Below are 22,764 nucleotides of genomic sequence, written 5' to 3' on the forward strand. Positions count from 1 at the left end.
GGGCGGGTCGGCGTACATACCTGACGGAAGACCGCGCCCCTGGCGTGCTCGGGCCCCGTCCGGTTCGTCATCCCTTCGCGCCTGTGTCCCGTCCCCGGGATCTCAAGGAGTCATCTCGCGAAGGAGATTTCCGTGACAGCACAGCCCGCAACCGCGGCAGCACGCGCCACCGTGTACGGCTACCCCCGCCAGGGCCCGAACCGGGAACTGAAGAAAGCCATCGAGGGTTACTGGAAGGGTCAGGTCACCGCCGACGCCCTCCGGGAGACCGCGGCCGAGCTGCGCCGGTCCAACTGGCGGCAACTGGCGGACGCCGGTGTCCACGAGGTGCCCACCGGCGACTTCTCCTACTACGACCACGTCCTGGACACCAGTGTCATGGTCGGCGCCGTCCCCCCGCGGCACCGTGAGGCCGTCACGGCCGACGCGCTCGACGGCTACTTCGCGATGGCCCGCGGCACCCAGGACGTGGCGCCGCTGGAGATGACCAAGTGGTTCGACACCAACTACCACTACCTCGTCCCCGAACTCGGCCCGGACACCGTCTTCGCCACCGACTCCGCCAAGCAGGTCACCGAGCTGAAGGAGGCCCTCGCGCTCGGGCACACCGCCCGGCCGGTGCTGGTCGGCCCCGTCACCTATCTCCTGCTCGCCAAGCCCGCCCCCGGGGTGGCGGCCGACTTCGAACCGCTGACGCTGCTGGACCGGCTGCTGCCCGTCTACGCCGAGGTGCTCGCCGACCTCCGCGCCGCCGGCGCGGAGTGGGTCCAGCTCGACGAGCCCGCACTGGTCCAGGACCGCACCCCGGCCGAGCTGAACGCCGCCGCCCGCGCCTACCGTGAGCTCGGCGGCCTGACCGACCGGCCCAAGCTGCTCGTCGCCTCGTACTTCGACCGGCTCGGCCAGGCGCTCCCCGTACTGGCGAAGGCCCCCATCGACGGTCTGGCACTGGACTTCACCGATGCCGCCGCCGCCAACCTCACGGACCTGGCCGCCGCCGGCGGGCTGCCCGGCAAGCGACTCGTCGCGGGCGTGGTCAACGGGCGCAACATCTGGATCAACGACTACGAGAAGTCGCTGGCCATCCTCGCCACGCTCCTCGGCCTCGCCGACCGGGTCGACGTGTCCGCCTCCTGCTCCCTGCTCCACGTCCCGCTCGACACGGCGTCGGAACGGGACATCGAGCCCCGGATCCTCCGCTGGCTGGCCTTCGCCCGGCAGAAGACCGCCGAGATCGTCACCCTCGCCGAGGGCCTGGCCCAGGGCACCGACGCGATCGCCGCGGAGATCGCCGCCAACCGGGCCGACCTCGCCGCACGCGCGCACTCCCCCCTCACCCACGACCCCGCCGTACGCGCCAGGACCGCCGCCGTCACCGATGCCGACGCCCGTCGCTCCCAGCCGTACACCGAGCGCGCCGTCGCCCAACGGGCCCATCTGAAGCTGCCGTTGCTGCCCACGACCACCATCGGCTCGTTCCCGCAGACCGGTGAGGTGCGTGCGGCCCGCGCCGACCTGCGCGCGGGCCGGATCGACACGGTGGGCTACGAGGAGCGCATCAGGGCCGAGATCGGGGAGGTCATCTCCTTCCAGGAGAAGACCGGTATCGACGTCCTGGTGCACGGCGAACCCGAACGCAACGACATGGTCCAGTACTTCGCCGAGCAGCTCACCGGCTACCTCGCCACCCAGCACGGCTGGGTCCAGTCCTACGGCACCCGCTATGTCCGCCCGCCGATCCTGGCCGGTGACATCTCCCGCCCCGAGCCGATGACGGTGCGCTGGACCTCGTACGCCCAGTCGCTCACCGACCGCCCGGTCAAGGGCATGCTGACCGGGCCCGTCACCATGCTGGCCTGGTCCTTCGTCCGTGACGACCAGCCGCTCGGCGACACCGCCCGGCAGGTCGCCCTCGCGCTGCGCGACGAGGTCGGTGACCTGGAGGCCCAAGGCACCTCGGTCATCCAGGTCGACGAACCCGCCCTGCGCGAGACCCTGCCCCTGCGCGCGGTGGACCGCGCCGCGTATCTGGAGTGGGCCACCGAGTCGTTCCGCCTCACCACCAGCGGTGTGCGTCCGGACACCCAGGTCCACACCCATATGTGCTACGCGGAGTTCGGCGACATCGTCCAGGCCATCGACGACCTCGACGCCGATGTCATCAGCCTGGAGGCCGCGCGCTCCCACATGCAGGTCGCCCGCGAACTCGCCGCACACGGCTACCCGCGCGAGGCGGGACCCGGTGTGTACGACATCCACTCCCCGCGCGTGCCCGACGCGGCCGAGGCTGCCGCCCTGCTCCGCAAGGGGCTGAAGGCCATTCCCGCCGAACGGCTGTGGGTCAACCCCGACTGCGGTCTGAAGACCCGTGGCTGGCCCGAGACCAGGGCGTCGCTGGAGAACCTGGTCACCGCGGCCCGCACGGTCCGCGGGGAGCTGCCCGCGTCCTGACGGCGGGCGCCCGACGGGCCGGGGTGCCGAGGGGCACTCCGGCCCCGGCGCGACCGTCCGGTGCACGGCAGAGAACCTTCTCGGCCGTGCACCGGGCGGTGCGAGTGGTCGGCCCCGGTCAGGCCGGCACTTCGGATTCGGTTGCCTCGGCCAGCAGGGAGATCTCGGCTGCGACCGCCTCCGGGTCGGCCGCGACCGTGACGTGTGCGACCTCGTCCAGGCCCGGGTGCGAACCGACGCGGACGGCCCTCTCCGCGTTCCGCAGGAGATCGAGGTCGTTGATGTCGTTGCCGAATGCGGCGTACTCCGTGATCCCCAACTCCCCGAGGGCTTCCCACTTCGTGGTCGAACCCGGCGCGAAGTCGATGATCGCCTCGTCGAGATGGTGATTGACCGTCATCCCCAGCCCCCGGCCCGCCTCCGCGAGTGCCGCCATGTCCGACGCGCCGACGACGAGGAACTTCACGACCTCGGGAAGCTCGGCCATGTCCACCATGCTCGCGAGGCCGTCCTGATCGACACGGCCCCGGATCGGGTGGTCCGCGGGTCCGGTGTAGGCGTAGTCCCACAGCCCGTCGGCGAGGTAGGTCGCCTCGTACCGCCCGACCGCGTCCATCAGTGCGCCGAGCGTGGTGGGGTCGAATGCGGCGCGGGCCCGGACCCGGCTGTCGACCGAGACGAGGCTCCCGTTCCCGCCGATCAGCATGGCGGCCGGAAAGGCTCCGCCGAGGACCGGCAGGAGGTCCCGGACCGGCCGGGCGGAGGCGAACACCACCCGGTGGCCGACACGCTCGCACGCGCCGATCGCCGCGAGAATCCGCTCGTCGATCGTTCGCCCGTCGAAGCAGAGCGTGCCGTCGATGTCGAAGACCAAGGTGCGGGCGCGAAGTTCGATCATGGCTGGATTCTATCCGGGCCGCCGACGGCGCCGAGGTGCCGCCCATGGCCTCGCCGGATGCCTCCGCCCGGCCCGGCACGGACATCCTGCCGGTGCGGTGCGGTGGGCGGGAGATCCGTGGATGGGCCTATCTTGGCGCCTATGCAGTTCTACACGATCGGCCAGGCCGCCCGACTCCTGGGCGTGAGCCCCGACACCGCACGACGCTGGGCCGACGCCGGCCGGGTGGCGACCCGGCGCGACGAGGGCGGGCGGCGGCTCATCGAGGGCAAGGACCTTGCCGAGTTCTCCGTGGAGCTGGCCAAGGGCGGTGGCGGTGAGGAGGACGCTTCGTACACCTCGGTCCGCAATGCCTTTCCCGGGATCGTCACCGCGGTGAAGCTGGGTGATGTCGCCGCCCAGGTGGAGATCCAGGCCGGCCCGCACCGGCTGGTGTCGCTGCTGACGCGGGAGGCCGTGGAGGAGTTGGGGCTGGAGGTCGGGATGGAGGCCACGGCCCGGGTGAAGTCGACGAACGTGCACATCGACCGCGTCTGACCGGGCGGCGGCCGGGAACCCGGTCTCCCGGGCGGTCGCCACCGGTCCGCCCGGCGGCCACATCGCCGACGCGCGGGCCGCCCTCCTGCCCGACGGAAGCTTCGAACTGGGCGTCGGCACCGCCGAGTTCGGGAACGGAACCACCACCGTGCACCGTCAGATCGCGGCGGGTGAACTCGCCACCACCGTCGACCGCATCACCGTGCGCCAGTCCGACACGGACGTCGTACGGCACGACACGGGCGCCTTCGCCTCGACGGGCGTCGTGGTCGCGGGCAAGGCCACCCTCCGCGCCACGCGCGCCCTGGCCGACCTGCTCCTCGACTTCGCCGCCGTCCACCTCGGTGTCCCGCGCGCCGACTGCCGGCTCACCGAGGAGGCGGTGCTCCACCCCGACGGGCGCCTGCCCCTCAAGGAGCTGTACGCGGCGGCGCAGGCGGTCGGTGTCGGCTTCGCCGCCGAGGGGCACTTCGGCGGTACCCCGCGATCGGTCGCCTTCAACGCGCAGTGGTTCCGGATCGCCGTGGACCCGGGCACCGGGGAGATCCGCATCCTGCGCAGCGTGCACGCGGCCGACGCGGGCCAGGTCATGAACCCGATGCAGTGCCGCGGCCAGGTCGAGGGCGGTGTCGCCCAGGCGCTGGGCGCCACCCTCTTCGAGAACGTCCGCATCGACGAGGGGGGCGAGGTCGAGACGGCCGCCTTCCGCCGCTACCGGCTCCCCCAGTACGCCGACATCCCGCGCGCCGAAGTCCACTTCATGGAGACCGCCGACGCCATCGGGCCACTGGGCGCCAAGTCGATGAGCAAGAGCCCCTTCAACCCGGTCGCGCCCGCCTTCGCCAACGCGCTCCGGGACGCGACGGGCATCCGGTTCACCCGGCTCCCCCTCACCCGCGACCGGGTGTGGCAGGCGCTTTCGGATCAGAGAGTGAGCAGCTCCTCGTAGAATCCGCCGAACTCCCGCTCCCGGTCGACGAGATGGATCTCCAGGATCCAGTGGCAGCGGCGCCCGGCGGTGTCGGTGCGCCGCATCGGGGTGTCGTTGGCGGGCGTGATGTACGACTCCATGTCCGCGCCCTCGATCGACTCGTGCGGGAACTCCCCGACCAGATGCCCGGCGTGCCAGCAGCCCAGCTCCCAGCCGGCCTCCGCCGCCAGCCGCTCGATCTCGGCGTACAGCCGCGCGCCGGTGATCTCCGGGTCGGCCTCGAAGAAGCGCCGCCCCGCCGCGAAGACGTTCGGCAGGTCGTCGCGCAGCCGGTGCTTGACGGGGTCGCCGCCGAGGACGAAGGTCCGCCCGAAGTCGGCCTCGTACTCCTCGAAGATCGGCCCGAAGTCGGCGAACACGATGTCGTCCGTGCCGATCACCCGGTCCGGTGGATTCTCCCGGTACGGCATCAGGGTGTTGGGCCCGGAACGCACGATGCGCTTGTGCCAGTGCCGGGTCGTGCCGAACAGCTCGTTCGCCAGGTCCCGGATCCGGTCGCTGACCGCCCGTTCCCCCTCGCCCGGCGCGACCAGTCCGCGTTCCTCGATCTCCGTGAAGAGCCCCGCGGCCTTCGCCTGGGCGTCCAGCAGCCGCGCCGAGCGCGTGGGTTCGTCATCCGCCATGCGGCCGACCGTAGCCATCCGGATCGACTCCGGCAACGGGATTCCTCTCCGGCCGGGGTGTCCTGGCGGGCGGGCGTCGACCGTGTCCGCCGCGCCGCCGTCACCGTACGGAGCAGGCCGTTGTCACGCCCACGAGGTGTAGCCGCCGTCCACGCGGATCGACGTGATGCCGCTGATGTGCCGGGCGCCGCAGCGGTCCTGGGGCAGGACGAGCTGGGCGCCGGCCCGGTCGAGCGGAGCGCCGTCGATCGTGGCGGCGAGCAGCACCGGGGCGCGGCCGAAGTCGGGGTCGATCTCCGCCCAGGACAGCAGGGCGTGGTGGCCGTCCGCGCCGGACACCGCGATCAGGAACCGCAGGCGGTCCTTGCGGCGCGCGGGATCGAAGACGGGACCGGCCGCCGACAGGACGTCGTGCAGCAACGGCCCGGTGAAGCGGTGGTGCTGGATACCGCTGGTGGCGCACTCGAAGCTGACCTCGGCCTCGTGCTGCGGCCAGGCGAGCAGATCGGGCACCGTCAGGCGGGCCGGACGGGTCAGATCGCCGGCGAGGGCGAGTTCCGCCGTCGTGTCCGCCGCGTAGAGGGACTGGCTCACGGGCTACCACCTCCCGGATGTCCTTACCCGCACCGCCGCCCTGTACAAACGCACATGCCATCCCACAAGATCAGGTACCCGGCTCATGCGAAGGCACAGGAGACTTTCCCCTCGCATCTGCGGCAGTATCATCAGCGCATGCACACCTACCGGATGGGGGACGCGGCCGCCTTGCTCGGCGTCAGCGCCGACACCGTGAGGCGTCTGGTCGACGGCGGGAAACTCACCGCCGAACGCGACGGGACGACCGGACACCGGATCATCCCCGGGCCGGCCCTCGCCGCCTACGCCCGGCAGGTGCACCGTACGAAGCCGAATGCCACCGGAACCTCGGCCCGCAACCGCCTCTCCGGCATCGTCACCGATGTGATCCTCGGAGACGTGTCCGCGCAGGTGGAGATCCAGGCCGGGCCGTTCCGGGTGGTGGCGACGGTCAGCCGCGAGTCGGCTGAGGAACTGGCGCTGGAGCCCGGTGTTCCGGCGGTTGCCGTGATCAAGTCGACCAATGTGGTCGTCGACCGACCGTAGATGTGTCCGTCAGGACCAGAGGGAGTGGACCCGTGACAACCCGTAATGCGCGCCGGACCCTGCAGATGGCAGGTGTGGGCACCGCCGCACTGCTGGCCCTGAGCGCCTGCTCCTCGTCCGACGACTCCTCGTCGGTGAAGTCGGACTCCTCCGCCCCGGCCTCCTCGTCGGACAAGCCGTCCGGCACGGTGACCGTGTTCGCCGCGGCCTCGCTGAAGGAGAGCTTCACCACCCTGGGCAAGGAGTTCGAGGCACAACACCCGGGTACGAAGGTGACCTTCAGCTTCGGCGGCAGCGACTCGCTCGCCGCGAGCATCACAGGAGGCGCCCCGGCCGATGTGTTCGCCGCGGCCAGCCCCAAGACGATGAAGATCGTCACCGACGCGGGGGACGCCTCCGGCACGCCCGCCACCTTCGTCCGCAACCAGCTGGAGATCGCCACCCTGCCGGGCAACCCCGACAAGGTCTCCTCCCTGAAGGACCTCACCAGATCGGGCCTGAAGGTCGTGCTCTGCGACAAGGAGGTGCCGTGCGGCGCCGCCGCCCAGAAGGCCCTCGACGCCAGCGGTCTCAAGCTCACTCCGGTCTCGTACGAGCAGGACGTCAAGAGCGCCCTGACCAAGGTCGAGTTGAAGGAGGCCGACGCGGCGGTCGTGTACAAGACCGATGTGAAGGCGGCCGGTGACAAGGTGGAGGGCGTGGAGTTCCCCGAGTCCGCCAAGGCCGTCAACGACTACCCGATCACACTGCTCAAGGACGCCCCCAACGCCGCTGCCTCCAAGGCGTTCATCGCGCTGGTGCAGTCCGCCGAGGGCCAGAAGGTCCTGACCGGGGCCGGGTTCCTGAAGCCGTGACCTCGACCACGAAGTCCGACGCCGCGACCGGCGCCCTCCGGGGCGGGCCGCGGCGTCGGCGTGTCCGGCCGGGTGGTGGCCGCGGCGCGCCGCTGCCCCTGCTCGTACCCGCGCTGATCGGGATGGCGTTCCTGGTCGTGCCGCTGGTCGCCCTGCTGGTACGGGCCCCGTGGCGCAGCATGCCCGAGCAGCTGACCAGCTCCGAGGTGTGGCAGGCGCTCCAGCTGTCGCTGATCTGTGCCACCGCCGCCACCGCCGTGAGCCTGGTCATCGGGGTGCCGTTGGCCTGGCTGCTGGCCCGGGTGGAGTTCCCCGGCCGCGGCCTGGTCCGCGCTCTCGTGACGCTCCCGCTCGTCCTGCCGCCGGTCGTGGGCGGCGTGGCGCTGCTGACGGCGCTCGGCCGGAACGGCATCGTCGGTAAGTGGCTGGACTCCTGGTTCGGCGTCACCCTGCCGTTCACCACGGCGGGGGTCGTGGTCGCGGAGGCGTTCGTGGCGATGCCGTTCCTCGTCATCAGCGTCGAGGGCACCCTGCGCGCCGCCGACCCGCGCTACGAGGAGGCGGCGACCACCCTGGGCGCGTCCCGCTTCACCGCGTTCCGCCGGGTCACGCTGCCGCTGATCGCACCGGGCATCGCGGCGGGCGCGGTCCTGGCCTGGGCCCGCGCGCTCGGCGAGTTCGGCGCGACCATCACCTTCGCCGGCAACTTCCCCGGCCGTACCCAGACCATGCCCCTCGCCGTCTACCTCGCGCTGCAGAGCGACCCGGAGGCGGCGATCGCCCTCAGCCTGGTGCTGCTGGCCGTGTCCATCGCGGTGCTGGCCGGGCTGCGCGACCGTTGGATGACCGCCGGATGACCAGGACCCACGACGACCGCACCGGCACCGCTCCGGACGGGCTCGACGCCCGCCTCGTGGTGGACCGCGGCTCCTTCCGCCTCGATGTGGCGCTGACCGTCGCGCCCGGCGAGGTGGTCGCGCTGCTCGGTCCGAACGGCGCCGGAAAGACCACGGCGCTGCGCGCACTCGCCGGTCTGACCCCGCTCACCGGCGGGCATCTGCGACTGGACGGCGCGCCGCTGGAGCGTACGCCGCCGGAGTCCCGACCGGTCGGCGTCGTCTTCCAGGACTATCTGCTCTTCCCCCACCTGACCGCGCTGGACAATGTGGCGTTCGGGCCGCGCTGCCAGGGGGCGGCCAAGTCCGAGGCCCGTGCGCAGGCCGCCGAGTGGCTCGGCCGGCTGGGGCTGGCGGAGCACACCGGCGCCAAGCCCCGCCGGCTCTCCGGCGGCCAGGCGCAGCGCGTCGCCCTCGCCCGCGCCCTCGCCACCCGCCCTCGGCTGCTCCTTCTGGACGAGCCCCTCGCCGCCCTCGACGCCCGTACCCGCCTGGAGGTCCGCACCCAGCTCCGGCGCCACCTCGCGGAGTTCGAGGCGGTCGCCGTACTGGTCACCCACGACCCGCTCGACGCCATGGTCCTCGCCGACCGCCTGGTCGTCGTCGAGCACGGCGAGGTCGTCCAGGAGGGCAGCCCGTCCGACATCGCCCGCCATCCCCGTACGGACTACATCGCGCAGCTCGTCGGCCTCAACCTCCACCGGGGGCGCGCGGACGGCCATACGGTCCGCCTGGACACCGGCCCCGCCGTCACCACCGCGGAGGCGCTGTCCGGACCCGTCTTCGTGGCGTTCCCCCCGAGTGCCGTCACCCTCCACGGCAGCCGCCCCACCGATTCCAGCGCCCGTAACCTCTGGCGCTGCGAGGTCACCGGTCTGGAGACCCATGGCGACCAGATCCGCGCCGCCCTCACCGGCGATCTCCCCCTCGCCGCCGATCTCACCACGGTCGCCGCCGCCGAACTCGATCTGCACCCGGGCGCGGTGGTCTGGGCGTCGGTGAAGGCGACCCAGACCCACGCGTATCCCGTCTGAGCAGACGCTCGTTCCGTACGCCGGACCCATGGCCCTCTCCGGTGTCGTCCCTCGGCGCGAGGGCCGGGTCGGGCAGGAGCGGACGGAAGGTGCAGCCTTCACCGGGGCGGTTGTCCGGTTCGAGCCGTCCGCCGTGGGCTGTCGCGATGGCCGTGGCGATGGCGAGTCCGAGGCCGGAGCCGGGGTCGGGGTCGGGACCCGGCCCGGCTCCGGGTCCGCGGCGTCCGCGCGGTGTCGCGCGGTAGAAGCGTTCGAAGACATGGGGTGCGTCGTGGGGCTCGATGCCGGAGCCGTTGTCGGCGACCTCGATGACGCAGGCCGGTGCGCCGGACGTCAGCGGCGGGCCGCTGTCCGGGCTCCGCGTGACGGGGATGCGGGTCGTGCCGACCGGGGTGTGGGTGCAGGCGTTGACGACCGCGCAGATCACCACGGCGACCGCGGCCAGTGTGTAGAACCGGGCGCCGCAGGCCATGCCGATCGCCATGGCGAGGAAGATGAAGCCGACGTCCCTCGTCTCCTTGACCGCGTTGCGGAAGCGGACCAGGGACAACGCGCCGACGAGCGAGAACGCGCGGGCGAGGCTGGACCCGACGACCAGCATGATCAGCGCGACGATCATGCCGACGATGACCAGGGTCTGGACGTAGGACTGGCTGTAGGAGACGTCGCGGTGGGTGTACCGGTACACGTAACCGATCACCGTGGACAGGATGAGCGACAGCGCCATCGCCGCCACGACATCGGCCACGCTGAATGTGCCGCTGAGTTCCCGCAGATCGAAATTCACTGCTCCTGCCTTCATCGACGCATCGTGCTGCGTCGGCCGCAGCTCGTGCGGCTGCTCTTCGGTGGGGGTGGGTGGCGGGTGGTCCGCCTCGTTGATGTGGAAGACCGAACGCGGGGCGAGGCCGAACGCCTCGATGGACTGCACGTACTTCGAGATCCGGACGAGGTCGAGGTTGCGCCGCGCGGCCAGGTCGGTGATCCAGTGCGGGGTGCGCTCGTTCACCTTGATCTCCATCACGGAGAGGTGCGGCGGGATCGTGAACCGGTTCTCCGGTGTCTCGATCCCGAAGTGGAAGTCCCGGTCACGGCCTCGGATACGGCGGTCGAAGGTGACCCGCAGCCCGGTGTCCGCGGCCCGCCCGACAAGCGCCTCGCGCTGATAGCCGGTGATGGCCGTGGGTCGCAGACCGAGCCGGACGACCAGTTCGAGGACCTCCTGGATGAAGGCACTCTCCCCTGCCGAGTGGTCCACCAACTCCCGTTCGTCGCACAGCTGCCGTGCCACGCCGTAGGGAAGGGGGATGCGGCGCTTCTGCGTGACCCGGTTGACGCGCTGTTTGATCTCCACGCAGACCGTGGAGTCCTCGGTGACTCCGTCGAGGTTGCCGTAGTGCCGGATACGCAGCTTGCGGCGGAACTTCAGTCCCTCGGTCTTCTCCCAGTAGAACCGGAGTTGAGGGGAGTCGTAGTAAAGGCTCCACACTCCGTACCCTCCGGCCGGGCTGTGCAGGTCGCGGTCCATGCGCTCCGCCAGCTCGTCGCGGATGTCGGCCGCCTGGCCGACCGGGACCAGGTACTTCAGCTCGAACCGGTTGAACGCGTGCAACCAACTGGCCACATGCAACGGCTCCTCGCTCCCCCGGTCCTCGCTCTCGGCCTCCCGGGCTTCGCCTGCCCGGCCCTCGTGCGCCGCGGCTGCCTTCGGCAGGAACACCATGCGCCTCCTTGCTCATACGTTGCGGACCGACCGGCCTCGCACACGCAACCAACGGCGCATGAGGAGCCGATGAGGATCAGGTGTTGATTCCAGGAGTCTTCGAGGGAACGGAAAGGTGAACGACAGGCGACCGAAGAGGCACACGGAGGTCCGCCCGCGGTGCGTGTGGCGACACGGAACCGTCCCCGCCCACCGTCCGGAAGCGGTCCCCGTGGCCGCCCCGGCAAGCTCCCCGCCAGCGCCTTCGAACCTCAGGCACATCGTCGCCGCGAGTCTCGTCGGCACCACCGTCGAGTGATACGACAACTCATCCGACCAGAGCTGCGACCTGCTGCTTTCCCATCACTGACCCGCCGAAGTCAGCACCGAACCAGCACCGGGGATTCTTGTGCGGGGTGAGGGATCGAGAAAAGTACGCTCAAGCCGGTTCGCGACTCGGCCACAGACCCCGAAGAACGTCGCTCACCGCAGGAAGCTCACCCAGTCGGACGCCGAACCGTGCTCGGCCCTCTGCGGCTTCCCGGACGCGGTGGTCGTCGCATGAGGCGGCCCCGCGCCTCATCCCATCCGGTGAGTCCGCGGTGGCACATGAGTTCAAGGGCCGGACGGTCACGGATCTGTCCCAGCGGTCGGCGGCCGTGGAGGTTCACGGTGAGGATCGCGGAAACCGGCGGTCCAGGAGCCGCAGCGCGGCATCGACGCAACAACCCCGCATGACGCTCAGGGCCCATTTCCCGGGCCGGACGGCAGCGCGGGGCCGGGCTGCGCAGTCGGAGTCGGGCGGTGCGTGCCCGGGAAACGGGTCCACCCGTGCCCCCGCATTCCTGTAACAGGCATGTATGAGGAGGCGGGCGAGTGGAACGTTTCACGGGCCGAGGGGGGTCTCCATGATCAGTAGCGCTCGCTCGGACGAGCACCACCCGGCACTGACCGCAGAGGAAGAAACAATGCGCGTTCAGAGGATCACCGTTGCCGCCCTGACCCTCGCGGCGGTCTCTCGCCCACCGCCTGCCAGGGGAACGAGGACTCCGCCACGAACTCGAACGACTCCCCGGCCTCCCCTGCGTCCTCGATCGCGTCCTCCTCCCCGGCCGGGCCCTCCGGCGGCAGCGGCACATCCGGCGGGAACGCCACGATCACCGGCGGTGGACCAGCCACCGCGCGGGGCAGCGGTAACGGAAAGCTCACCACGGGCCCCGCAAGACGGCAGACCTCGACCTCAACGCCTCCCACAGCACGGCCGAGGGCGACCTCATGGTCGGCCCCGAGAACACCGATGGCGACGCCTGCTCGGTCGTCGTGCTGTTCCACGCTACGTGTCCGCAGGACACGCATCACGGGAATGCGGACACCCACCCGTTTCCGACGCCTTCCCCGGGCAGGGCGACAACCACAGTGATGGAGCGGCTCGATCTTCTTCGGACCGGCCCCCTTCGGAGACTTGTTCACCACGAGGAGCACATTCATGACCAGTCGACCAGCTGACGGGGTAGAGCCGGAGCAGTCGCACAGAGCCATCAACACGGCCCCCACGCAGTCGTTTGGGCCCGCCTTGAGAGCCGCACGACGCGACCGGGGGCTCTCACTCGGACAGCTGGCCCAACTGGTCAACTACAGCAAGAGCCATCTCAGCAGGGTGGAGACCGACGCCAAGACGCCGACCGAGATGCTCGCCCGGCGGTGCGACGAGGTACTGCGCACCGATGGCCGGCTGAGCGGTCTCGTCGACGCCCGCAGGTCCGGCCGCCGCGGCCCTTCGCTCAACCAGTTACCCAGGGCGGTGCCCGGCCTGGTCGGGCGGGCGGCGACCATGTCCGCGTTGGACCGCACTCTTCACCTGTCGGGTGCGCGTCGCGACTCGGCGGAGTGCACCGTCGTCGTTGTCGACGGGCAGGCGGGAATCGGCAAGACCAGCACAGCGCTGAACTGGGCCCACGGTGTGGCGCGCCAGTTCCCCGACGGCCTCCTGTTCGCCGATCTGGGTGGCTTCGGCCCCGGCGCGCCGGCCGACACGGCCGATGTCCTGCGCCACTTCATGACGTCCCTCGGCGGACAGGTGGACGCGGAGGTGCCAGCCGAACACCTCGCCGCCCGGTACCGCAGCCTGATGACCGGCAAGCGCGCGCTGATCATGCTGGACAACGCGGCCGATCCCGGACAGGTCAGGCCACTGCTGCCGGCGGCCGGCGGGTGCCATGTGCTGGTGACGAGCCGGAACCGGCTGTCCGGGCTGGTCGTACGGGACGGCGCGGAGCGAGTCACGGTGCCACCGATGACCGAAGACGAGGCATTACGGCTGCTCGAAGCCGTTGCCGGACCGTTGTTCGACCGATCAGCCGCGCCAGACATCGCGCAATACTGTGGATATGTCCCGCTGGCCCTGCGTGTCGCCGCCGAGAACATCGCCGGGTGGCATCAGTCGCCGTGCGGCGGCCTGTGTGGCGGGGCGGATGAGGCGACCGCGTTGCGGACCGTTCTGTCGTGGTCCTACCGCAAGTTGGCGCCTGCTGCGGCGAACGCGTTGCAACGCCTGGCGGTCACCGCCGGTGAGACCATCTCACCGACGACCGCGGCCGACCTGCTCGGCACCGGGGTGAACGAAGCCCACGCGCTGCTGGACGCTCTGGCGGAGATTCATCTGCTGCACCAGGTCGCGCCCGGCGCCTATCGTCTCGACCAGCTCACCGCGGCCTTCTCCGCCGGGCTGAACGAGACCCCACCGCTCCGGCCGGCGCCCGACGACTGACACGCCCAGGTGCGCCGCCTGCCGGACTCCCGTACGCCGCAACCGCCTGTGCGCAACGAGGACGGGGGCCCCGGCAGCGCCGCCCCGACACTCCACAACCAGCGGTCAGCGCCGAACCGGTCCAGGCATGCGGGGCCGCCGGACCCGTTCAACCTGCTCTGGATGCTGCCCGGATGCCACGTTCGCCGATGGCACCGGGCAGTGCCGGCAGCGTCCCTTCTCCGGGCACGCCGCCCTGGGCCGCCCATGTCACCGTGCCCGGAATGCCGCGGATCTCCGCTGCGGAGAGCAGCAGCGGGCCGAGCGCCGGGCGACCGGACCGGGTTCGTCACCCCGGGCGGCCAAGTCGTCGCCCGCGTCGTCCAGTTCGAGCAGGTCGGCGGCGCGCCCCGGGCGTCCGGTCCACATGATCGAGGTCACCCACGCCCCGTGGACCGGGACGTGGGTCGGGAATCACGCCCTCACACAGCGGGCGCGGCGAACACGGGCGCCTGGTGGCCGCGCGACCTGGCCGGCGGCCACGCGGAGATCACACCACCGGAGCCGCCGGAGGCGACCGGCGGCGGTCCGGGCCTGGTCAGCAAGCCGCACTCTCGTCACACGTGCGCAGCATTGCGAGGGCCGACTCGACGTCCTCTTCGGCCACCAGCTTGCCCGCCACCAACAGGTAGTCGCCCACGGGCGTGTGCAGCACCGCCTGGTCGCCGCTCCAGTGCGTGCGGGCCGTGGCCAGGTCGGTGCGGGTCCGGCGGCGCAGCAGCAGGCCTTGCGCGGGCTGTCCACACCGGACCATGTCGCGAAGCCCGGCCGGAGCGACGGCGGCCGGCAGGTTCTCCCGGCGGTCGAGTTCACGCCGAGCGGGCTCGGCCAGCACACGCATCAGCTCGGCGACGTCGCATTGCGGCAGCACGCGCGAGGTGTACCGACCGAGTCCGAGCAGCTCGGGCGCCAGTTGGAACTCCTCGACGAGCGCGGCGATGTCCGCGGCGGCCGGCAACCGCGGCCGCAGCACATACAGGTCGAGGGCGTCTCTGGGGTGGAACGGACGCTGGAGCCCCTCCTCGGTGAGGCACACCAGCGCTGCCAGGACGGGATCGGTCGGCAGGGTCGTCCGCACCCTCACCCTGTCGAAGTCGCCGAGCAGCGCGGCGGTGGTCAGCTCGACCCGGTACTCGTGATCCACGATCGGCTCGTCGGCTTGCCAGACCATGGTGACCAGCACGTTCCACGCCGGCTCCGCGCCCATCACGGTCACCCAGATCTGGCCCGACTCGTCCGTGGCCAACCGGGTGACCGTCTGCCACAGCCGGCTCTCGTCCCGCGCGAGCAGATCGACATCGCCCTGCGAGCGCAACACACCCGGCGGGTACAGCTGCGCCAGCGAGGCTCCCTTCAGCGGGACGACCTCGCCGCCGTCGGGCAGGTCGGCGACCACACCGGCGTATCTGGCGGCGCGGTGCCGGGCCCGGCGCAGCTCGGCGCCGGCGGTGATTCCCAGGTCGACGCCCTCGTTCTCCAGCACCGAGAGCACCAGCGCGGGCAGCGTGTAGTGGGCCACCCGCGCGTTGTGCATCAGCTTGGCGAGGCCGTCGCCCGGATCGCAGTCCAGCAGCCCGAACAGCAGGTCCAGCGTGATCTCGGGTGCGGTGGTGTGTGGGACCGTCGCGGTTTCAGTACTCATCCGATCACCTTCCACCGTCGGTTCGGTGCGGGCCAGCCGTTGTCCGTTGCCCGCTCAGCAGGAAACGCCGGCAGGTCCACGCGACAGGGAACACACCCGGAGCCGGTGCGGCCCGCGAACAGGATCCCGCCCGGCCGCGCGGTGCCCTCGGATGCGAAGCCGCGCTGTTCCGCCACCTGTTGCGAGGCGACATTCTCAGTCGCAGCGACCAGGACCAACCACGATCGGGGTGGCCCTCAGCGCCCACCAGGGCGGGAACGTCCGTCGCGGGGCGCAGTCATTCCACATTCCGCACCCAACGGCATTCCCGCCGACGGCCGTACTCATTGGGGAATCTCCGCTTTTCCGAGTTCCTACGCCATGCCGTCCCCTATTGCTCGACCAGTCGTTGCCGGGTTTCCTGCTGAGCAGACAACGGACAACGTCTGGCTCGCGGCGAGGTCGCCACGCCAGACTCGTCGAAGTCGGCAGCCGGCGACCGAATACGTACAAGCCGTACGTGCGTTGGCCGCAGACCCGGAAGGAGTGACCCCATGCGTAAGCACGTAGCAGCCATGCGCCCGCGTCTCGACAAGATCAGCAACATCAAGAAGCGCTGACCGGATAGGTCGCACGGGTGGGCGCCACCGCTTTTCGGTGGCGCCCACTATTACGGAAAACTGGTCCAGGAGAATGCCGTGCTCGTACAGAACGCGATTGATTCGGTTATTCGGAGCGATATGCGCACCGCCAGTATCTGCCTGGCCGTGGACATGGGCTCACGCGACGATCCCGGGGCGGCGTCCGGCGTCGCTCATCTGCTCGAACATCTGTTGATGGCTTCTCCCGTCCGGGACGAACCCTCGCTGGCCGAGTACGTGGAACGCACCGGCGGCCGGGCGAACGCGGAGACCGGGCTGGACCGGATGCTGTTTCAATGCCAGGTGCTCGCGGAGGATCTCGCCGAGGTCGCCGATCTGTTGATCCGCGCCACCACCACGCCCGAATACGACGACACCATCCTGGCGGCCGAACGCGCGGTGGTACTGCGTGAACTGGACGCCGCCGCGGCCGATCCCGCGGACACGGTGCAGGACGCGTTCCTGGCCGCGCTCTTTCCCGACCATCCACTCGGCCGCCCGGTCGGCGGCACGCCGGACAGTGTGCGCGGCATCGACCCGCAGGCCGTACGGGACCACCACGCCCTGATGTTCGGCGGCCGCCGGCTGGCGCTCTCCGTCGTCGGGCCGAAGGCGCCCGACATCGACCAGGCCCGGTCCGCGCTCGCGGCCGGTCTGCCGGTCGCACGGCCGCTCGCCCCGCTCGGCGCGGTACGACACCAGGAGATCCGCTGGCCCGAGGAGTACTCCTGGGTCAGCATCGGCGGCCGATCGGCTGCGGCAGCCACCCCGGAGCGCAGCCGCTTCGAGATCCTGGCGGCCCTGTGCGGTGCGAGTCCGTTCTCGCCGCTCTACCGCGCGCTGCGCAACGAGCATGGTCTGGCGTACTCGTTCCAGTCCTGGCACCGCGGCTACGCGGAGGCCGGTGCCTGGCGGGTGCTGATCGGCACCGACCCCGATCGCGGCCCGGACGTCGTGCAGGTGGTGACCGCCATACTGCGCGACCTGGCGGAGCGCGGTCCGTCCGACGAGGACCTCGACGCGGCCCATCGGCAGGCATGCGGCGCACTTGTGTTCGACACCGAGGACCCACTCGAACACGCCCGCCGGCTCGCCGCCGGCGCGGTGGCCGGTGCGCCGTTCTCCGCCGACGTGGACATGGCGCAGCTGCGCGCCGTCACGGCGGACGACGTAGCCCAGGCCGCTCAGCACATCCTGCGGGATCTCGTGGTGACTGTACGTCCGGAGCCCGCGCGATGACTGTGACGGACTACCTGGAGATGGCCGGCCGGGCCGACGTGCTGCGAGATTTCGAAGGCAGTCGGTTCGTGGCCGACGAGCAGACCGACCCGGTGAGCGGCGAGCGCCGCCTACTGGTCACCTACTGCCCGGCTGCCCTGGCCACGAACGCGGGCTGGTGGGCAGCGCTGCCAAGGATCGCCGCCGACCTCGTCGACGCGCCGGACGCCGTTCTCGTGCGCCTGCACCACACCGACGGCGCCCCGCCGCGTCCTTGGATCCGCCACACCAGCTACCTCCGCCACAGCGGCAAACCGGCCGCGGACACACCGGCCGCATCGGACATGATCACGGTGCGGCGGGCGGTGCCGGAGGACGAGGCCGCCCTGCGGCGCTGGGTCGGCCGAGCGCTGGTGGATGGGGCCGCCCACGGACCGGCCGGAACCCTGGGCGACACCGAGGAGATCGCGGCCGGACTGCTGGCCCTCCCCGGGCGGCAGAGTTTCGTGGCCGAACGCGACGCGACCGCCATCGGCCACGCCACCCTGCTCTGCGCGGAGCGGGACGAGGTCACCGGTGAGGCGTACGTCGAACTGTTCGACGTGCTCGTCGAGGCCGACGACGAGGTTCGGCGCACGGCCACCGACGCGCTCACCCGTGCGTGTGTTCGGCAGGCCGCCAAGTCCGGTGCTCCGCTGATCGGCGATGTCGTACATTCCGTCACTGATGGCGGGAACGGGCACGGCGACCGCATCGTCGCGAAGCTGCTCACTCAGGGGTGGAATCCCGATCACACGCTCTGGTACCGCCAGTGCGGGGTGACCGCGTCATGAGCGCCGTCGTCACGGAAGCGCTGACCCGGTCGTATCCGGGCAAGCGTTCGGATGCGACGCCGTTCGTCGCCCTGAACCACGTCGACCTGAGGATCGAAGAGGGCGAGGTACACGGACTGCTCGGGCCCAACGGCGCCGGCAAGACGACGCTGTGCCGCATCCTGTCCACGGTGCTGTGCCCGACCTCCGGCACCGCGCGAGTCTTCGGACACGACGTGGACATCGCGCCCAACGAGGTCCGGCGGATCGTCGGTGTGGTGTTCGGCGGCGAGCGTGGGCTGTACGGGCGGCTCAGCAGCAGGCAGAACCTGCGATTCTGGGCGGCGCTGTACGGGCTGCACGGCTCCGCCCTGCGGGCGCGCGTCGACGAGCTGCTGGAGCGCACGGGACTGGCGGACCGGGCGAACGATCGCGTCGACACGATGTCCCGGGGCATGAAGCAGCGGCTGCACATCGCGCGCGGGCTGGTCGCCGATCCGCCGCTGCTCATCTTCGACGAACCCACCGCCGGCCTGGACCCGATCTCCGCCCGCGACTTCCGCGCCCTGGTCACCGACCTGCGCGGCAACGGCCACACCATCATCCTGGCCACGCACGACATGACCGAGGCGGAGGCCCTGTGCGACCGGGTCACCTTCATCGATCACGGCCGGGTGATCGCTACCGAGAACACCATCGGAATACGGAATCTCGTCGCCCGTGTCGACGCCGTCGAAGCCCGGCAGGTGCCCCCCGACACCGTGGTCGGCCTCCGCGGAGTTCCCGGCGTACGCGCTGTCGAACAGGCGGCGGACGGCTCGATCCGGGTGCTGACCGACAGCGAGGCGACGACCCGGGCAGTGCTGACCTTCCTGCTGGAGGCCGGTGTGAGCCAGCTGAACACCCCCGGTCCGACGCTGGCCGACGTGTACCTCAGCCTCATAGAGGACCGTGGGATGGCGGTCCGGTGACGCGGCAGTTCTGGGCGGCGATCACCCTCCAGCTCCGGCTGTCCGCCGCCACCCCCGATTCCTACCTGGTCTGCGTCACCACCCCCCTGCTGACCACGTTCATCGTCACCGTGGACCGGTGGGCCGGGCACCAGACGCAGATCGGCAACGCCGTGGTCGCGCCCACGCTGATCGCACTGTGGATGCTCGCCCTGTCGGTGGCCGGCAACGCGATCACCGAGGACCGGCTCATCGGCACACTGGAGGCGCAGCTCGGCGCCCCGGCGTCGCTCGCCGTCACCTTGTTCGGGCGGATGTGCTCGGTCTCACTCATCGGGCTGATCGCGTTCGCCGAGGCCTGGACCGCGGTCAGCCTGCTGGGCGGCACCGGCTGGATGCCGGTGCCGCACCCGGTCGTGCTGATCTGTTGCCTGGTCACCAGCAGCTTGGCCGCCGCGGGCACGGCCACCCTGCTCTCGCCGCTCTACGTGCTGTTGCCTTCCGCCCGGGTCCTGCAGAACACCCTGAGCTATCCGCTCTACCTGCTCGGCGGCCTGGCGGTTCCCCTGACCATGTTCCCCTGGTGGCTGCGGACCGTGACGGACTTGATCTTCCTGACCTGGTCCGCGGACCTGATGCGGGCCAGTCTCGCCCCGGCTGCCGTCACCGACGCTCCATGGCGACTGCTGGCGATCGTGGCGCTCGGCGCCGCGGGTTTCCTCATCGGAACGGTCCTGATGCGCCGGATGATCGGCCGAGCATGCCGGGAGGGCACCGTGGTGCTGACATGAGCCGCACACTTCGGGTGGTCGCCTACAGCGCGGCCAACGCTGCGGCCGACATGCGTGCCCTCTATACCTGGCGCATCTGGTTGTTCGGCTGGCTGGGCCGGATGCTGGCGCAGGCCGTCTTCTTCGCTCTCCTGGGGCGCTCCGCCGCCGGCAGCCCGTCCCACACCGAGTACCTCGCGGTCGGCAGCTGCCTCATGAGCAGTGTGATCGAGTGCATGGCTGTGATCTCGTCGACGACCTGGGAGCGTGCCGCCGGCACGCTGGAGTTCCTCGCCGCAGTGCCGAGCCGCCCGGTCTGGGTGTTCTTCGGGCGCAGCCTCCAGTGGCCTGCCAGCGCCAGCGTGACCACGGTCGTATCGATGTTCACCGTCGGCCCGCTGTTCGGCGTGGCCTGGCGGCCGAGCCAGGTCCCCGCGCTGGTTGGCCTCATCGTGCTGACCTCGCTGTCCACCTACTGCTTCGGCCTGCTGCTCGCGGCGCTCGTACTCAACGCGAACGGTGCCCGCAACCTGGTGGCGAACGGCGTGTCGCTCACCATGATGATCATCTGCGGTGTGCAGATCCCGGTGGAACGCTGGCCGGTGATCGTGCGCGTCGTCGCGCTCGCGCTACCACCCACGTGGACCCTGCGGGCGGTGCGCGCGGTTCTGGCCAACGACGGAACCGTCGCCCTGGCCGCCGCCGGCGCGGCAACTGCGCTGGGCGTCGGCTGGCTTGTCGCGGCGGACGTGATGTTCACGATGTTCCTGAACCGCAGCAGACGTACTGGTCGGACCGACCACTTCTAGGGTGTGTGTCGGGTCGTGGTCAAATTGCGGGATTCGCCTTCGCCGCGGGACCTGGTCCGGTGGGCGCACACCCGCTTCCGGCAGTGGCGTGACGCCGGCGTCTTCGAGGCCCTGCTCGATCGAGGGCCTGATCGCGGAAGCCGTGGAGCGGGGCGAGGTGGACCTGTCCGTCGTGATGGGCATCGGCTCCACCACCGCCCGTGCCCGTCACGGCGTCGCCGGGACGCACCGGGGCCAGGACGTCGTCACCGCTTTGGAGAACACCACCGAGCGCCTGATCGGCAAGCTGAAGACCTGGCGAGGCATCGCCACCGGTACGACAAGACCCCGGACGGCCACCTCGTCGGCCTCCAGCCGCGCGCCTCGATGATCCGGCTCAAGGGCCTGACCCGAACCGCGGATTGATCACGACTCAATACGCGCCCTGACGCCCCGACAGCGGATGTTCACGCCGTCGCGACGCCCGGTACGCTCCCCCACTGCCTCAAGGGCGTGGGGGTGCCCCGCTCGCCGCACCGGGCACCAGCTCACGTGCATCCCGTACGAGGGCTTGCGCTCAGCGCCTTCCAGGCGCCGCACCGTACCCGGCCGGTGACGCAAGGAGCCTTTTCCGACCTGTCGTCCTCCGGGCCACGCCACCGGTTCGCCCTCACCACCCGGAGCCGCCGCGGGCGCAAGACGGTCGGCGAGCCGGTCCTGTTCAGCCGCCCGGCCGACCGGACCGAACACAACGCCTTCGTGGGCAACCTCCTGGCTCCCCTTCACAAGACCTCGGGCCGGTGAACCCGCGGCGACGAGAGAGCCCTGGTCTACCTGTGGGACGCCGCGTTCGCGCCGCGAACACGGACCAGGCCCACGCTGGAGTACGGCAGTTCGTCGACCTCCTCCACAGGCACGTCGCGCTGCTTGGCGAGCAGCCGCACAAGGTCGAGGTCGGCGCTCGCCCCGCGCCGGACGAGGACCCGCCACGGGACGCGGCGCAGCAGTACGCGGATGGTCTCGCTGATGCCGGGCTTGACGAACCTGGTGTGGTGGATGCCGTACTCCTCACTGATCCGCTCGACGGCTGCCCACCCCCACCATGTGGGCGTACGGTCGGCGGCGGCCAGCGCCTTGGCGTCGGCGGCGACATCGGCCTCGACGTCCGGGAAACGGGCGGAGACCGTGTCGAGGAAGTCGCGGGAGACGTCGGCGTCAGCGAGCTCGCGGTAGAACTTGGCTCCGTGGAAATCGTGCGGGCCGACGAGGTCGGCGCGGAGAACACTCTGCGATATCAGCCCGGCAACGGTGGAGTTGAGGCAGGCGGAGGGGATGAGGATGTCGTCGCGCGAGCCATAGGTCTCCACGCACGACCCGGGGTCGGCGAGGACCGTGAGGTGAGGGTCGAAGGGGGTGTCGCGCAGTTCCTCGGCCAGTTGGCGGGTGACGGAGCCCTTACCGGTCCAGCCGTCTACGAACACGACATCGGCCGGGTCGTGGTGGTCGGCCAGCCACCGCAGGGCGGTGGTGTCGATGCCGCGGCCGAAGATCATGGAAAGCGCGTAGTGCGGCAGGTCGAGGCCGTGCGCATGCCGCGCCCAATGGCGCATCAGTACGCCTACGGGGGTGCCGGCGCGGAGGAGCGAAACGAGGACGGGGCGGGGTGACCGCTCGCTGAGCACGGTCTCGGTGACGGCACCGATGGCGCGGGCGGTGCGTACCGCGGAATCCTTGAGCGCGGCCCGGTAGAGGTCCAGGTACGACGCATCCGGCTGGTACTCGATGGGCAGCGCCTCGCGGTAGCGGGCGCCGCCGCCCAGCACGGCTTCCTCGCGCTCCTCCGTGGGGGTGGTCTCAAGGGCCACTCCGGAGAGGTCCTTGAGCAGCCAGCCGACATCCTCGGGGGCGTACGAGGAGAACGCGGGGCCGCGCAGTGGGGTACCGGAAGCACACCCCTGACTCTCCGCCGGTAAAGGTGCACTGCGTTCGACTTCAGTTGCCATGGCCCGGCCTTTCTGCAAGGACAACACCGGCCGCGTACGCGGGAATC

General features: G+C 70.9%; 21 protein-coding genes and 3 pseudogenes. 15 read left to right on the forward strand and 9 right to left on the reverse strand.

The window, feature by feature from the left end:
• The first annotated feature begins 132 nt into the window (after positions 1 to 132).
• Positions 133 to 2,451 (forward strand): 5-methyltetrahydropteroyltriglutamate--homocysteine S-methyltransferase, encoded by a 2,319-nt coding sequence (gene metE / locus GA0115234_RS12185; RefSeq protein ID WP_093540919.1) that lies wholly within the window; start codon positions 133 to 135, stop codon positions 2,449 to 2,451.
• A gap of 118 nt (positions 2,452 to 2,569) precedes the next feature.
• On the opposite strand, the gene GA0115234_RS12190 is transcribed toward metE, so the two are convergent.
• Positions 2,570 to 3,349, reverse strand: coding sequence for an HAD hydrolase family protein (locus GA0115234_RS12190; RefSeq protein ID WP_093540920.1), 780 nt, complete (start codon positions 3,347 to 3,349; stop codon positions 2,570 to 2,572).
• Between the two features lie 141 nt (positions 3,350 to 3,490).
• Here GA0115234_RS12190 and GA0115234_RS12195 point away from each other — a divergent pair, with 141 nt between their 5' ends.
• Both GA0115234_RS12195 and GA0115234_RS12200 read left to right on the forward strand, forming a co-directional pair.
• A complete protein-coding gene (locus GA0115234_RS12195; protein ID WP_093540921.1) occupies positions 3,491 to 3,886 on the forward strand; it encodes a TOBE domain-containing protein in 396 nt (131 codons plus the stop codon).
• A gap of 34 nt (positions 3,887 to 3,920) precedes the next feature.
• Positions 3,921 to 4,835 (forward strand): annotated as a pseudogene (locus tag GA0115234_RS12200) (xanthine dehydrogenase family protein molybdopterin-binding subunit); the annotation flags it as partial.
• On the opposite strand, the gene GA0115234_RS12205 reads toward GA0115234_RS12200, so the two are convergent.
• Complete coding sequence (locus GA0115234_RS12205) at positions 4,811 to 5,500, reverse strand: M24 family metallopeptidase (RefSeq protein WP_093540999.1); 690 nt, start codon at positions 5,498 to 5,500, stop codon at positions 4,811 to 4,813. The pseudogene GA0115234_RS12200 and the gene GA0115234_RS12205 overlap by 25 nt on opposite strands.
• A 123-nt stretch (positions 5,501 to 5,623) precedes the next feature.
• Positions 5,624 to 6,094, reverse strand: a complete 471-nt coding sequence (locus tag GA0115234_RS12210) for a molybdopterin-dependent oxidoreductase (protein WP_093540922.1) — start codon at positions 6,092 to 6,094, stop codon at positions 5,624 to 5,626.
• A 138-nt stretch (positions 6,095 to 6,232) separates the two neighbouring features.
• Here GA0115234_RS12210 and GA0115234_RS12215 point away from each other — a divergent pair, with 138 nt between their 5' ends.
• From GA0115234_RS12215 to GA0115234_RS12230, 4 genes are all read left to right on the forward strand, one after another.
• On the forward strand, positions 6,233 to 6,622 hold the full coding sequence (locus GA0115234_RS12215; RefSeq protein ID WP_176729142.1) for a TOBE domain-containing protein: 390 nt from the start codon (positions 6,233 to 6,235) through the stop codon (positions 6,620 to 6,622).
• A gap of 65 nt (positions 6,623 to 6,687) precedes the next feature.
• Complete coding sequence (gene modA / locus GA0115234_RS12220) at positions 6,688 to 7,476, forward strand: molybdate ABC transporter substrate-binding protein (protein WP_093540923.1); 789 nt, start codon at positions 6,688 to 6,690, stop codon at positions 7,474 to 7,476.
• The gene (modB, locus tag GA0115234_RS12225; protein WP_093540924.1) at positions 7,473 to 8,333 is read left to right on the forward strand and encodes a molybdate ABC transporter permease subunit; all 861 of its coding nucleotides are present in this window, start codon (positions 7,473 to 7,475) and stop codon (positions 8,331 to 8,333) included. The genes modA and modB overlap by 4 nt, the downstream gene beginning before the upstream one ends.
• The gene (locus GA0115234_RS12230; RefSeq protein WP_093540925.1) at positions 8,330 to 9,406 is read left to right on the forward strand and encodes an ABC transporter ATP-binding protein; all 1,077 of its coding nucleotides are present in this window, start codon (positions 8,330 to 8,332) and stop codon (positions 9,404 to 9,406) included. The genes modB and GA0115234_RS12230 overlap by 4 nt, the downstream gene beginning before the upstream one ends.
• Here the strand turns inward: GA0115234_RS12230 and GA0115234_RS44330 are convergent.
• The 3 genes and pseudogenes from GA0115234_RS44330 to GA0115234_RS42290 form a co-directional block, all read right to left on the reverse strand.
• Positions 9,312 to 10,193 carry an ATP-binding protein gene (locus GA0115234_RS44330; RefSeq protein ID WP_343335942.1) on the reverse strand — a complete coding sequence of 294 codons (882 nt, stop codon included), beginning with the start codon at positions 10,191 to 10,193 and terminating at the stop codon, positions 9,312 to 9,314. The two genes, GA0115234_RS12230 and GA0115234_RS44330, sit on opposite strands and share 95 nt — an antisense overlap.
• A pseudogene (locus tag GA0115234_RS44335) lies at positions 10,194 to 11,036 on the reverse strand (polyphosphate polymerase domain-containing protein); the annotation flags it as partial.
• Positions 11,037 to 12,092: 1,056 nt separating this feature from the next.
• Positions 12,093 to 12,263, reverse strand: coding sequence for a hypothetical protein (locus GA0115234_RS42290; protein ID WP_161275590.1), 171 nt, complete (start codon positions 12,261 to 12,263; stop codon positions 12,093 to 12,095).
• A 331-nt stretch (positions 12,264 to 12,594) separates the two neighbouring features.
• Here GA0115234_RS42290 and GA0115234_RS12245 point away from each other — a divergent pair, with 331 nt between their 5' ends.
• Positions 12,595 to 13,875, forward strand: a complete 1,281-nt coding sequence (locus GA0115234_RS12245) for a helix-turn-helix domain-containing protein (RefSeq protein ID WP_093540928.1) — start codon at positions 12,595 to 12,597, stop codon at positions 13,873 to 13,875.
• Between the two features lie 249 nt (positions 13,876 to 14,124).
• Here GA0115234_RS12245 and GA0115234_RS42295 read toward each other — a convergent pair whose 3' ends face one another.
• Together GA0115234_RS42295 and GA0115234_RS12250 are read right to left on the reverse strand one after the other, a co-directional pair.
• Positions 14,125 to 14,295, reverse strand: coding sequence for a hypothetical protein (locus GA0115234_RS42295; RefSeq protein WP_161275591.1), 171 nt, complete (start codon positions 14,293 to 14,295; stop codon positions 14,125 to 14,127).
• Between the two features lie 157 nt (positions 14,296 to 14,452).
• On the reverse strand, positions 14,453 to 15,556 hold the full coding sequence (locus GA0115234_RS12250) for a hypothetical protein (protein WP_093540929.1): 1,104 nt from the start codon (positions 15,554 to 15,556) through the stop codon (positions 14,453 to 14,455).
• 719 nt (positions 15,557 to 16,275) lie between these two features.
• On the opposite strand from GA0115234_RS12250, the gene GA0115234_RS12255 reads away from it, so the two are divergent.
• The 7 genes from GA0115234_RS12255 (at position 16,276) to GA0115234_RS12285 (ending at position 21,518) form a co-directional block, all read left to right on the forward strand.
• Positions 16,276 to 17,415 (forward strand): M16 family metallopeptidase, encoded by a 1,140-nt coding sequence (locus GA0115234_RS12255; protein WP_093540930.1) that lies wholly within the window; start codon positions 16,276 to 16,278, stop codon positions 17,413 to 17,415.
• Complete coding sequence (locus GA0115234_RS12260) at positions 17,412 to 18,227, forward strand: hypothetical protein (RefSeq protein ID WP_141718423.1); 816 nt, start codon at positions 17,412 to 17,414, stop codon at positions 18,225 to 18,227. Before GA0115234_RS12255 ends, GA0115234_RS12260 begins: the two co-directional genes overlap by 4 nt.
• Complete coding sequence (locus GA0115234_RS12265) at positions 18,224 to 19,177, forward strand: ABC transporter ATP-binding protein (RefSeq protein WP_093540932.1); 954 nt, start codon at positions 18,224 to 18,226, stop codon at positions 19,175 to 19,177. Before GA0115234_RS12260 ends, GA0115234_RS12265 begins: the two co-directional genes overlap by 4 nt.
• On the forward strand, positions 19,174 to 19,947 hold the full coding sequence (locus GA0115234_RS12270) for an ABC transporter permease (protein WP_093540933.1): 774 nt from the start codon (positions 19,174 to 19,176) through the stop codon (positions 19,945 to 19,947). Before GA0115234_RS12265 ends, GA0115234_RS12270 begins: the two co-directional genes overlap by 4 nt.
• Complete coding sequence (locus GA0115234_RS12275; protein ID WP_161275592.1) at positions 19,944 to 20,735, forward strand: ABC transporter permease; 792 nt, start codon at positions 19,944 to 19,946, stop codon at positions 20,733 to 20,735. The genes GA0115234_RS12270 and GA0115234_RS12275 overlap by 4 nt, the downstream gene beginning before the upstream one ends.
• 88 nt (positions 20,736 to 20,823) lie before the next feature.
• Positions 20,824 to 21,105: a hypothetical protein gene (locus GA0115234_RS12280; RefSeq protein ID WP_141718424.1), complete on the forward strand. Its 282-nt coding sequence runs from the start codon at positions 20,824 to 20,826 to the stop codon at positions 21,103 to 21,105.
• A 221-nt stretch (positions 21,106 to 21,326) separates the two neighbouring features.
• Complete coding sequence (locus GA0115234_RS12285; protein ID WP_093540936.1) at positions 21,327 to 21,518, forward strand: hypothetical protein; 192 nt, start codon at positions 21,327 to 21,329, stop codon at positions 21,516 to 21,518.
• Between the two features lie 26 nt (positions 21,519 to 21,544).
• Here GA0115234_RS12285 and GA0115234_RS12290 read toward each other — a convergent pair.
• Positions 21,545 to 22,651 (reverse strand): annotated as a pseudogene (locus tag GA0115234_RS12290) (cysteine protease StiP family protein); the annotation flags it as partial.
• Between the last annotated feature and the right edge of the window lie 113 nt (positions 22,652 to 22,764).

Source organism: Streptomyces sp. DvalAA-43 (genome assembly GCF_900091725.1).
Classification (GTDB): Bacteria; Actinomycetota; Actinomycetes; order Streptomycetales; family Streptomycetaceae; genus Streptomyces; species Streptomyces pulveraceus.